We start from the raw sequence: 10,482 nt of genomic DNA, 5'->3' as shown, positions 1-10,482 counted from the left end.
CGCGAGCGGCGCCCCGGTCCCGTCAGCGTCGGCTACGGCGCGATGGCGAAGCCGTCGGTGGCCGACGCCGTCGCCGCCGCGCGCGCCGACCTCGCCGGGCGAGGCGTGCCGGGCGCCGACGCACCGGAGGCCGGTCCGCGCGTCGTCGTCGCCGCCTACCTGCTCGCCCCGGGCTTCTTCCACGACCGCCTGCAGGCCGCCGGGGCCGACGTCGTCACCGCCCCGCTCGCCCCGGACCCGCGCCTCACCGCGATCGTCCTCGACCGCTACGCCGACGCCGCCGCGACCCTCCCGTCCGCGAGATAGAGGCTTCTCCCCGTGGTAGAGGGGAATTCCTTTCTACCTCGGCAAGATCCCTCTACCTCGCGGTGACGAGCGGGCGCGTGCGCGGGGCGAGCAGCGCGACCCCGGCCGCGAGCGCGACCGTCACGCCGAAGCACACGACGTAGGCGGTCAGGCCGAGCGACGCGTGCAGCGCCCACAGCAGCGACCCGGTGACGGCGAGCGCGGTGGCTGCGGCGACGGCGTCGGACACCTGCAGCGCGGAGCTGTTCGACCCCTGCTCCGCGACGGGCGACAGCTCGAGCGTGAGCACGGACAGCGTCGGGTGCGTCATGCCCATCCCGAGTCCCGCGAGGGTCCACGCGACCATCCCGACGACGGGCGGCACCGCCGTCCACGCGAGGAGCGCCGCGCCGCCGATGCCGAGCGCAACGAGCGTCCCGCCGAGCCGGACGTAGCCGGAGTGCGCCAGCCCCCACGTCGCGCGACCCCGCAGCCACGAACCGGTGGACCAGCCCACGGCGCCGAACGTCAGCACCGCGCCCGCGAGCGACGGCGACAGGCCGCGCTCGTGCGACAGCAGGAGCGGCAGGAGGACCTCGGCCCCGGTGAACGCCGCCGCGACGAGGCCGCGGATCGCGATGACGCTCGGCAGACCCCGCGCCGCGCGCGTCGTCCCGCGCGGCAGGAGGCGCGGCACGGCGACGACGACCGCCGCGAGCGACAGCACGAGGAGCACGACGAGCGCGACGCCGCGCGTCTGGCCGGCGTAGTTCAGCGCGCCGATCCCGACGGCGGCGACGACCGCCCAGGCGAGCGACGCCTGGCGCGCCGTGCGGTCGAGGGGTGAGTCGTCGTCGGCGGCGACGGGCTCGGGGGAGGAGGTGCGCGCGGCGCGCATGCCGGGCCGCATGAGGACGAGCGCGGGCACGGCCAGCACGGGCACGGCCAGGAACACCCAGCGCCAGCCGACGTGCTCGACCACGAGTCCCGCGATCGCCGGCCCGACGATGGACGGGATCACCCACGCCGCGGCGAAGGCGGCGAACACCTTCGGACGGCGGTCGGTCGGGAACACGCGCGCGACGAGCACGTACAGCGCGACGATGTACAGGCCCGTGCCGACGCCCTGCAGGACGCGGCCGGCGACGAGCACGAGCATGTCCTGGGCGAACCCGGCGACGAGCAGGCCCGCGAGGAAGAGCCCGATCCCCGTCCACAGGGGCGTCGTGGGGCCGGCGCGGTCGCTCCAGCGGCCCGACGCGACCATGCCGACGACGCTCGACGCGATCGACGCCGCGAACGCGAGCGTGTACAAAGTGAGGCCGTCGAGCGCGACGGCCACGGTCGGCATCGCCGTCGCGACGGCGAGCGCCTCGAACGCGCCGAGGAAGACCAACGAGACCATGCCGAACAGCACGCTGCGCTGCGTCGCCGGCGCCAGCTCGACCGTCGCGTCGTCCGTGACGCCGTCGCTCACCGGGTCGTGGGTCTCCGGCGCGTCGCGCGTCTCGTCGTCCGCCCGCGTGCGCGGTCCTGCCGTCATGGGTCCGTCCTTCCTGGCCGTCCGGCCGCGGCTCACCGTACGTCGCGCCCCGCGTCGCGGGCGCGCGAATTCGTGGTGTCCGACCGGCCGTGCGCGCCCCGACGGGCGCGCCTTGCTAGTGTCGAACCTCGACGATCGTTGAGGTCAAGCCGGGGTCGTCCTCGGCCGGAGGGGAGCGTGCCGTGCCCGACGACGCGCCGGAGCCGGGCGACGAGCTCACCGTCGGCCAGCTCGCCGCCCGCAGCGGCGTCGCGGTGTCCGCGCTGCACTTCTACGAGCGCCAGGGGCTCATCTCGAGCCGGCGCACCACGGGCAACCAGCGACGGTTCGCCCGCGAGACGCTGCGGCGGGTCGCGTTCGTCCGCGCGTCGCAGCGCGTCGGCATCCCGCTCGCCCGGATCCGCGAGGCGCTCGAGACGCTCCCCGGCGACCGGACGCCGACGGCGAAGGACTGGCACCGCCTGTCCGCCGGGTGGCACGCCGACCTCGACGCGCGCATCGAGCAGCTCACACGGTTGCGCGACCACCTCACCGACTGCATCGGGTGCGGGTGCCTGTCGCTGCGCAAGTGCGTGCTCGTGAACCCGCACGACGCGCTCGGCGACGAGGGGCCCGGGCCGCGCACGCTGCTCGTCGAGGGCCTCGGCGACTGACGGGCGTCACCAGTTCTTGGTGGTGCCGCCCTCCCCGGACTCGTCGCCCCCGCCCGGCTCGTCGCCGTAGAGCTCGCGGTACTCCTGCTCCTCGCGGTCGGCCTGCTCGCGCGCCTCGGAGTTCTGCTCCTGGAGCTGCTGCTGGCGCTGCTGCTCCTCGCGCTCGGCCTGGCTCTGGCCGCCGTCGCCGCCCGAGGCCTCCGACTGCTCGTCGCCCTGGCCGCCGTCGCCCGCGCCGCCCTCGGCGCCCTCGCCCTGGTTCTCCGGCTGCGACGCCTGCGCCTGCTCCTGCTTCTCCTGGAGCCGCTGCTGCGCCGCCTCGGACTGCTCCTGCTGCTCGGGGGTCTGCTCGGACTCGCCGCAGTCGGGCCAGCCCCGGATCTGCTCCGCGGTCGCGTACGACTGCTCGGCGTACTCGAACCAGTCCTGCACGTCCTGCCGCAGCTCTTCCGGGTCGACCTCGGTCCCGTCGCCCAACGGGTCGAGGACCTCCTCGTCGAACGGCAGGCCGGCGTCCCGTGCCGCGATCGCCTCCTCCACGGCGGCGAGGTCGGCCGCCTTCTCCTGCGCGCGCTCCATGTCGTCGTCGCCCGACAGCTCGTACGTGATCGAGAGGTTCGTCTGGATCGAGCACCGCACCTCCGGCGGCTCGCCCTCCGCGAGCTCGTACGCGGTGCCCAGCGCGTCGATCGCCTCGTACAGCGCCCACACGTCCTCGGAACGGGCGTTCGCCGTGCCCGTGTTGAAGTGCGCCTTCCACGGCTCGACGACGTTGAGCGTCCGCTGCGACCCGTACGTCCCGGCCGCGTCGAGGTGGGCGCCGTCGTCGTAGTCGGAGCGGGCGAGGGAGGCGATCGGTGCGAGGAACGCCAGCTTGAGCCCGAGGACCACGAGCGCGAGCACGACCGGGGCCGTCACGAGGAGCAGCACGGCCCGGCGGCGCAGCCTCGCCCGGCGGGCGGCGACGGCCGGCTGCTGCGGGGGGTACGGAGCCGGCGGGCGCGATGCGGGTGGGCGGCCCGGCGGTGGCGTCGGCGGGGTCGGCCGGTTCATCGCCGCACCCCCGTCGCGCCCGGCGCCGGGTGCACGAGCGACCGGCTCGCGGTCCGCGCCCAGAACCAGGCCTCCACGGCGAGGAGCGCGGCGAGCGCGAGCGCGAGCGGCCAGACGACCGGACGGTAGGACGTGACGTCGCGCCGTCCGTCCGCGGCGACCTGCTCGGGGTCGATCCCCGCGACGAGCGACGCCGTCTCCGTCGGGGCCTCCCGGTGCACGTACGGCACGCCGAGCTGGTCGGCGAGCGTGCGCAGCGTCTCCTCGTCGAGCACCGACACCGCCCGGGGCGGCTCGCCGCCCGTGCTGGGCAGCGACCAGTCGACGATGTACTCGGCGGCCTCCGGATCCACGTCCGGGTCGTACTCCTTCATGTGCCCGCCCTCCGCGGTGCCGTAGCCGAGGACCGCGCCGCCGTCGACCAGCGGGGCGAGGTCCTCGAACGACCTCGGCTCGCCCTCGGCGGTCTGCTCGCCGTCCGAGAGGAAGAACACGAGGCGCATGTTCGCCGGGTGCTGCTCCGCGGACCCGCGCAGCGCGGACGTCAGCTCGTCCAGGGGCCGGTCGGTGAGGGACCCCTGCGAGTAGCGCGTGATCTCGCGGTCGAACGTCTCGGCCCACGACGCGATGGCGCGCGCGTCCGTCGTGAGCGGGAGCTGGCGCGACGCCTGCGAGTCGAACGAGATGATCGAGTACCGGGCACCCGGGATCGCCTCCGTCAGGCTGACGATGTCGTGGCGCACGCCGTCGAGCCGCTCCTGGTCGCCGTCCGGCCCGTAGTCCTCCGCCGCCATGGAGCCCGTGCGGTCCACGACGAAGAACATGTCGACGTTCGCGACGGACGTGTCCCGGTCGGTCGAGGCCACCGACGGCCCGAGCCCGACGAGCGCGAGCAGCACCACGGCTCCCGTGCGCCGCAGCCAGGCGGCACGCGGTGCGCCGGGGCGCACCGCGCCGTCGGCCCCGCGGCGTCCCGCGACGACGGCCTGCCAGACCGTGAGCGCGAGCAGCGGCACGACGAGCAGGGCGAGGGCCCACACGGGCACGAGCGGCTGCAGGGTCATCGGACCCCCTCCCTTCGGGCCCACAGGCCGGGGCGCACGGTGGTCCGCACGCCCGTCCGGTCGGTCCGGCCGGTCACTGCCGCACCCGCCAGGCGACGACGAGCAGGAGCCCGACCCCGGCCACCGTGACGAGGAACCACGCCGTGGGCGTGTCCGTGACGAGGACCTCGGGCGCGGCGTCGAGCTCGACGGCCTGCTGCGCGACGACGTCGTCCACCATCCCCTGCACCGCGGCCGGGTCGTCGGCGAGGAAGTACAGGCCCCCGCCCTCCTCGACCACCTGGCGGTACTCCGTCTCCTCGGGGGTGCCCTCGTAGCGCGCGGAGCCGCCGAAGATGCCGTGCAGCGTGATGTCGCGCGACGCGACGAGGTCGGCCGCCTGCGGCAGCGTGTAGATGGGCTCGCCCGACACGTAGTTGTCCGTGGCGAGGATGATCGAGCGCGAGCGGTCCGTCTCGCCCTCGTCGAACTGCAGCGCGCAGCTCGCGAGGCCGTCGCCGATGAGGCTCGCCCCGGAGAGGTTCGCGGTCGTGCCGGCGGTGAACTGGGCGAACTCGAGGATGTCCGCGTCGTCGGAGCCGCCGGTGTAGTCGAACTCCGCGGGGTCCTCGTCGAGCGCGTCGATGCCCGCCTGCAGCTCCTCCTGCACGAGCGCGTAGTCGTTCGTCAACGGGAACACGGTGCGCGACGAGGAGTTAAAGATTGACAGCGCGATGCGCTCGCCCTCGAAGCTGTCGACGAGCTCCTGGAAGACCTCGAGCACGGCGCCGTCGTACTCGAGCATCGAGCCCGACACGTCGAGGCACAGCACGATGTCGCGCGTGCCGAGCCGGTCCACGACGACGTCCGTCTCCACGGGGCGCGCCGCGACGGCGCCCGCCCCGACGATGCCCGCGAGGAGCGCCGCCGCGGTGACGCCCTGGAGGACGCGGTAGCGCAGCACCCAGGCCCGGAACGCGGGCAGCGCGGCGAGGTACTGCGAGTTCGCGACCCACAGCACGTCCCGGTCGCGGTCGCGTGCCCGGCGCTGCCGCGCGAGCCACCACGCGACGCCACCCACGGCGAGCACCGCGACGACGACGGCCGCCCACACCCACGGCCACAGGATCGACGCGCCCTGGGGGCCGGGCACGAGCGGCTCGGCGGCGCGCAGCGCCGTCACCACGTCCTCACCACCGCACGAGCACGCGCGATCGAGTCCTCGGCGTCGGTGGAGCGAGCCCGCGGGTCGTTGTCGTGGTCGGCGAACGACGGGCGGTAGTAGCGCGCGATGAGCGGGGTGAGGCGCTGGCCGTCGGCGAGCTGCTCGATCTCGGACAGCGTCATGGACGACGCGTCCTGACCGGTCCGGCCCGTCGCGAAGCCCCGCACCTCGGCCGACAGCGCGAGGTGCAGCGCCCGTTCGTCGAGCTCACCGGCGCGGAAGCGCTGCTCGACGGCGTCCAGGCGCCGCTGGTACTCGAGCCGCAGGGGGCCGTACGGGTCGGGCGGGCCGAGCGGGGACGGGCCCGGGGGCGGGACGGCCGCCTTCTCCTGGGCGCTCGCGCGCGTCAACCACAGGATCGCAACCACGACCGCCACGGCCACGAGCAGCAGGGCGACGCCCACGGCCGTCCACCACCCCGGGTAGCCCACGGGGTCCACGAGCTCATCGACGGGCACGCTTCTGCCTCCCCAGGAGCTCGACGAACCTTGGCACGACGTCGTCCGTCCCCTCGACGAGCACGGACTCCACCTGGATGCCGGCCAGGCGCTGCGCCACCTCCGCGCGGCGCTGCGTCACCGCGGCGGCGGCCGCCTCGGCCAGCCCGGCGCGACCGCGCAGGAAGGCGGGGAGCCGCAGGGCGCCGTCGACGTCCTCGACCTCGCGGTGCGTCGCGGCGGCGCCGTCGAGCGCGACGGGGGACAGGTCGGCGACGCGCACCACCATGACTTCGTGGCGGATGCGCAGCGACCGCAGGAGCCGGTCGTGCGCGGCGTCGGGCCGGGCCTCGTCGGTGACGACGACCACGAGCGACCGCTGCCGGAACGCGGTGAGCGCGCGGTCGAGCGGGCGCGCCAGGTCGCTCGGCGGGGCGTCCGGGCGCCACAGGCCCTCGACCGTCCGCAGCAGCACCTCGAGGTCCTGCGTGCTCGCGCGCGGCGGGAGCTGCACGACGCGGCGCGCGTCCCCTGCGACGAGCGCGACCCGGTCGCCGCGGTCGCGCGCGAGGTAGGCCACCAGCGCGCAGCACAGGCTCGCGACCGCGGACTTCGGCTCGCCGCTCGGCGCCGTCGCACCCATCGGGCGGCCGGTGTCGACGACGAGCACGAGGTTGAGGTTCGACTCGCGCACGAACCGCCGGATCACCGGGATGCCGGCGCGCGCCGACGACTTCCAGTCGATGTCGCCGACGTCCTCGCCCGGCGCGTACAGGTGCAGGTCGTCGAAGTCCTGCCCGTGCCCCTTGTAGATCGAGCGGTGCCGCCCCTCGAGCAGGCCCGCGGCCCGGCGCACGACCGGGAGGTCGAGCCGGGCCCGGACCTGGGCGAGGCGGGAGACGTCGGGCACGGGTGCGCTCAGGGCGTGGGGACGGCGTCGAACACCGCGTCGACGAGCTGCTCCGGCGGCACGTTGTTCGCGAGCGCGTCGAACGTGCGCACGAGGCGGTGGCGCAGCACCGAGTACCGCACGGCCTTGATGTCGTCCGGGACGACGAACGCCCGGCCCGCGAGGACCGCGAGCGCCTGCCCGACGCGCATGAGGGCGATGCCGCCGCGCGGGGATGCGCCGACCCGCACGTGCCGGTCGAGGCCGGCGACGGGCCGCGGCCCCGACAGGCGCGTGGTGTTGATGATGTCGACGACGTAGCGCTTGATCGAGTCGTCGACGTAGACGTCGTCGACGAGCCCGCGCAGGAACCGCACGTCGTCGAGCGAGATCGGCTGGGCGGTCACCGGCTCGCCCATCTGCCCGCTCGCGATGCGCTGCAGGATCTCGAGCTCCTGGTGCGGCGTCGGGTAGGTGAGCACCTCCTTCATGAGGAAGCGGTCCATCTGGGCCTCGGGCAGCACGTAGGTGCCCTCCTCCTCGATGGGGTTCTGCGTCGCGAGCACCATGAACGGGTCGGGCAGCGGGTAGATCTCGCCGCCGATCGACGTCTGCTTCTCCTGCATCGCCTCGAGCATCGCGGACTGCGTCTTGGCGGAGGAGCGGTTGATCTCGTCGAGCAGCACGACGTTGGCGTGCACGGGGCCGAGCTGGGTCGTGAACGCGCCCGACGCGTAGTTGAAGATCTGCGTGCCGACGATGTCGTTCGGCATGAGGTCGGGCGTGCACTGGATGCGGTGGAACGACCCGTCGATCGCCGACGCGAGCGTCTGCGCGGCCGTCGTCTTCGCGAGCCCCGGGACCGACTCCAGGAGGATGTGGCCGCCCGCGAGCAGCGTCGACACGAGCGCCGTGCGCAGCGCCTCCTGCCCGACGACGCGCTGGTCGAAGACCTGGCCGACGCGCTTGAGCAGGTGGCTCGCCCGGTCGAGGTCCGCCGTCGAGATGCTGCCGTGCCCTGCCGCCATGGGCCACCTTCCGCGTCTGTCGTCTGGATGGGCGTCGCGTCGGCCACCGCGTGGTCAGGGGATCGCCCGTCGCGAGGGGACCGCGGTGCGTCACGCACCCGTGAGGACGGCCGGGGCCCGTGAGGGGGCCTCGGCCAACCCCGCCAGTATGCCAGCGCGCCCCGCGGCGGACCCGGCCTCGTCCACAGCCCCGCGTGGGGAGCGGTCCCCATGACGCCTAGGCTGGAGGGGTGACCTCGACAGCCGTGCGCCGCGCGCCGTCGGCCGCCGCCCGGCCCGCCAACCCCTGGTGGCTCGTGCTCGCGGGCCCGACGGCGGTCGTCGTCGCCGTCCTCGCGGTCCTCGCCGCGGGAGCCTTCTCGTCCGCGTTCGCCGCGGTCCCCGGGTTCACCGACCCGGGCGCGCTCGCGCGCCTCGGCACCCCGGTCGTCACGGTCCTCACCGAGCTGTCCGTCGCGCTGACGCTCGGCTCGCTCGTCCTCGCCGCGTGCGCGCTGCCGCCGGGCGAGCCCGTGCGCCGCGCCCTGGGCGTCGCCGGGGTCGCGTCCGGGGTGTGGGCGGTCCTCGCCGTCGTCCAGCTCGTGCTGCGCTACGCCGTGATCTCGGGGACGCCGGTCACGGCGTCCACGTTCGGCGACCAGCTCGGGCTCTTCGTCTCCCAGGTCGGGCTGGGCCGCAGCTACCTGCTCGTCGTCGTCGTCGCGGCCGTCACGTCGGCCGCGGCGCTCGCGGTGCGCGGCGCCACCGGCGCCCTGTGGACGGCCGTGCTCGCGCTCGTCGCCCTGGCTGCGCAGGCCAACACCGGGCACGCCGCCGGTGCCGCGAGCCACGAGCTCGCCGTGTCGTCGATGTTCCTCCACCTCGCCGGCGCGGCGCTGTGGGTCGGCGGCCTCGGGACGCTGGCCGTGGTGCGCGTGCGCGGCGGCCTCGGCCGCGCCGACTTCGCGTCCGCCGTCGCGCGGTACTCCGCGATCGCGCTGTGGTGCTACGTCGCCGTCGCGCTGTCCGGCGTGGTCAACGCGAGCATCCGCGTCGAGGACCTCGACGACCTCACGACCGACTACGGCATCCTGCTGCTCGTCAAGGTCGCGCTCATCGTGGTGCTCGGCGTCTTCGGGTTCGCGCACCGCGAGCTCGTGGTCCGCCGGCTCTCGGGCCCGGGCGCGGGTGCGGGGAAGGGCGCGGGGAAGGCGGCGTCGCGCGACGGCGCCGGGCAGCGCGGGGCCGACGCGACCCGGTGGCTGTTCTGGCGCCTCGTGGCCGTCGAGCTCGCGATCATGGGGGCCGTGTCCGGCGTGGCCGTCGCGCTCGGCTCCACCGCGCCGCCCGTGCCGGACGACGAGGTCCTCGACGCCACGCCCGCCGAGATCGTCACCGGCCACCCGCTCCCGCCCGAGCCCACCCTCGCGCGGTGGTTCACCGAGTGGCGCTGGGACCTCCTGCCGGCGTTCGCGTGCGGCGCGGCGCTCGTCGTGTACCTGGTCTGGGTGCGGCGGCTCGCGCGCCGCGGCGACCGGTGGCCGGTCGGGCGCACGGTCTCGTGGTGCGCGGGGGTCGTCGTCATGTTCTGGGTGACGTCCGGCGGTCCCGCGACGTACGGGCACGTGCTGTTCAGCGCGCACATGGTGCAGCACATGATCCTCGCGATGCTCGTGCCGGTCTTCCTCGTGCTCGCGGCGCCCGTGACGCTGCTCGTGCGCGCGGTGCCGCCGCGCAAGGACGGGTCGCGCGGCCCGCGCGAGTGGGTGCTCGCGCTCGTCACGTCGCGCTGGGGCCAGTTCTTCGCCAACCCGATCGTCGCCGCCGTGAACTTCGCCGGCTCGATGATCGTCTTCTACTACACGCCCGCGTTCGAGCTCGCCCTGACGACGTACGTCGGGCACCTCGCGATGATCCTGCACTTCACGCTCGCGGGGTACCTGTTCGCGAACGCGCTCGTCGGCATCGACCCCGGCCCCCACCGGCCCGGCTACCCCCAGCGCCTCATCCTGCTGTTCGCCACGATGGCGTTCCACGCGTTCTTCGGCGTCGCGCTCACGTCGGGCGAGGTGCTGCTCGTGCCCGAGTGGTTCGGCCTCCTCGGCCGCGAGTGGGGCCCGACGGCGATCGAGGACCAGCAGCGCGGCGGCGGCGTCGCGTGGGGCATCGGCGAGCTGCCCACGCTGAGCCTGGCGATCATCGTCGCCGTCATGTGGACGCGGTCCGACGAGCGCGAGGCCAAGCGCCGCGACCGCCAGGCCGATCGCGACGGCGACGCCGAGCTCGAGGAGTACAACGCGATGCTCGCCAAGATGGCCGAGCGCGACGGCCGCCCGTAGCCCGCCCG

At 74.9% G+C, this 10,482-nt stretch carries 10 protein-coding genes; 3 read left to right on the top strand and 7 right to left on the bottom strand.

Annotation, left to right across the window (positions count from 1 at the left end; translation table 11 throughout):
* A partial coding sequence (locus tag JZ5iCDA_RS12510) for a sirohydrochlorin chelatase (protein WP_436967404.1) occupies nucleotides 1-306 on the top strand: 306 nt, incomplete at its 5' end.
* A 52-nt stretch (nucleotides 307-358) separates the two neighbouring features.
* Here JZ5iCDA_RS12510 and JZ5iCDA_RS12505 read toward each other — a convergent pair.
* Nucleotides 359-1,828, bottom strand: coding sequence for an MFS transporter (locus JZ5iCDA_RS12505; protein WP_083259982.1), 1,470 nt, complete (start codon nucleotides 1,826-1,828; stop codon nucleotides 359-361).
* A 182-nt stretch (nucleotides 1,829-2,010) separates the two neighbouring features.
* On the opposite strand from JZ5iCDA_RS12505, the gene soxR reads away from it, so the two are divergent.
* Nucleotides 2,011-2,481: a redox-sensitive transcriptional activator SoxR gene (soxR, locus tag JZ5iCDA_RS12500; protein WP_069387476.1), complete on the top strand. Its 471-nt coding sequence runs from the start codon at nucleotides 2,011-2,013 to the stop codon at nucleotides 2,479-2,481.
* Between the two features lie 6 nt (nucleotides 2,482-2,487).
* Here soxR and JZ5iCDA_RS12495 read toward each other — a convergent pair whose 3' ends face one another.
* The 6 genes from JZ5iCDA_RS12495 to JZ5iCDA_RS12470 all read right to left on the bottom strand — a co-directional run bounded on the left by JZ5iCDA_RS12495 (nucleotide 2,488) and on the right by JZ5iCDA_RS12470 (nucleotide 8,156).
* Nucleotides 2,488-3,411 carry a hypothetical protein gene (locus tag JZ5iCDA_RS12495; RefSeq protein WP_069387475.1) on the bottom strand — a complete coding sequence of 308 codons (924 nt, stop codon included), beginning with the start codon at nucleotides 3,409-3,411 and terminating at the stop codon, nucleotides 2,488-2,490.
* Nucleotides 3,412-3,530: 119 nt separating this feature from the next.
* On the bottom strand, nucleotides 3,531-4,598 hold the full coding sequence (locus JZ5iCDA_RS12490; protein ID WP_069387474.1) for a vWA domain-containing protein: 1,068 nt from the start codon (nucleotides 4,596-4,598) through the stop codon (nucleotides 3,531-3,533).
* Nucleotides 4,599-4,671: 73 nt separating this feature from the next.
* Nucleotides 4,672-5,763: a vWA domain-containing protein gene (locus JZ5iCDA_RS12485; RefSeq protein WP_083259981.1), complete on the bottom strand. Its 1,092-nt coding sequence runs from the start codon at nucleotides 5,761-5,763 to the stop codon at nucleotides 4,672-4,674.
* On the bottom strand, nucleotides 5,757-6,260 hold the full coding sequence (locus JZ5iCDA_RS18940) for a hypothetical protein (protein ID WP_069387473.1): 504 nt from the start codon (nucleotides 6,258-6,260) through the stop codon (nucleotides 5,757-5,759). The genes JZ5iCDA_RS12485 and JZ5iCDA_RS18940 overlap by 7 nt, the downstream gene beginning before the upstream one ends.
* Nucleotides 6,247-7,149 (bottom strand): DUF58 domain-containing protein, encoded by a 903-nt coding sequence (locus JZ5iCDA_RS12475; RefSeq protein WP_069387472.1) that lies wholly within the window; start codon nucleotides 7,147-7,149, stop codon nucleotides 6,247-6,249. The genes JZ5iCDA_RS18940 and JZ5iCDA_RS12475 overlap by 14 nt, the downstream gene beginning before the upstream one ends.
* Nucleotides 7,150-7,157: 8 nt before the next feature.
* Nucleotides 7,158-8,156, bottom strand: a complete 999-nt coding sequence (locus JZ5iCDA_RS12470; protein WP_069387471.1) for an AAA family ATPase — start codon at nucleotides 8,154-8,156, stop codon at nucleotides 7,158-7,160.
* A 230-nt stretch (nucleotides 8,157-8,386) separates the two neighbouring features.
* Here JZ5iCDA_RS12470 and JZ5iCDA_RS12465 point away from each other — a divergent pair, with 230 nt between their 5' ends.
* Entirely contained in the window at nucleotides 8,387-10,474 is a 2,088-nt protein-coding gene (locus tag JZ5iCDA_RS12465; protein WP_083259980.1) for a cytochrome c oxidase assembly protein, read from the top strand.
* Nucleotides 10,475-10,482 lie beyond the last annotated feature (8 nt).

The sequence above is a fragment of the Cellulosimicrobium cellulans genome, assembly GCF_001722485.1.
Classification (GTDB): domain Bacteria; phylum Actinomycetota; class Actinomycetes; order Actinomycetales; family Cellulomonadaceae; genus Cellulosimicrobium; species Cellulosimicrobium cellulans_A.
The sequence above is the reverse complement of the archived record's forward strand: the minus strand, read 5'-3'. Positions and strand labels throughout refer to the sequence as shown.

Excerpts from the sequence above, each read along its gene's own strand:
- JZ5iCDA_RS12505 (WP_083259982.1), bottom strand. The coding sequence starts at position 1,828 with ATGACGGCAGGACCGCGCACGCGGGCGGACGACGAGACGCGCGACGCG.
- JZ5iCDA_RS12490 (WP_069387474.1), bottom strand. The coding sequence starts at position 4,598 with ATGACCCTGCAGCCGCTCGTGCCCGTGTGGGCCCTCGCCCTGCTCGTC.
- JZ5iCDA_RS12470 (WP_069387471.1), bottom strand. The coding sequence starts at position 8,156 with ATGGCGGCAGGGCACGGCAGCATCTCGACGGCGGACCTCGACCGGGCG.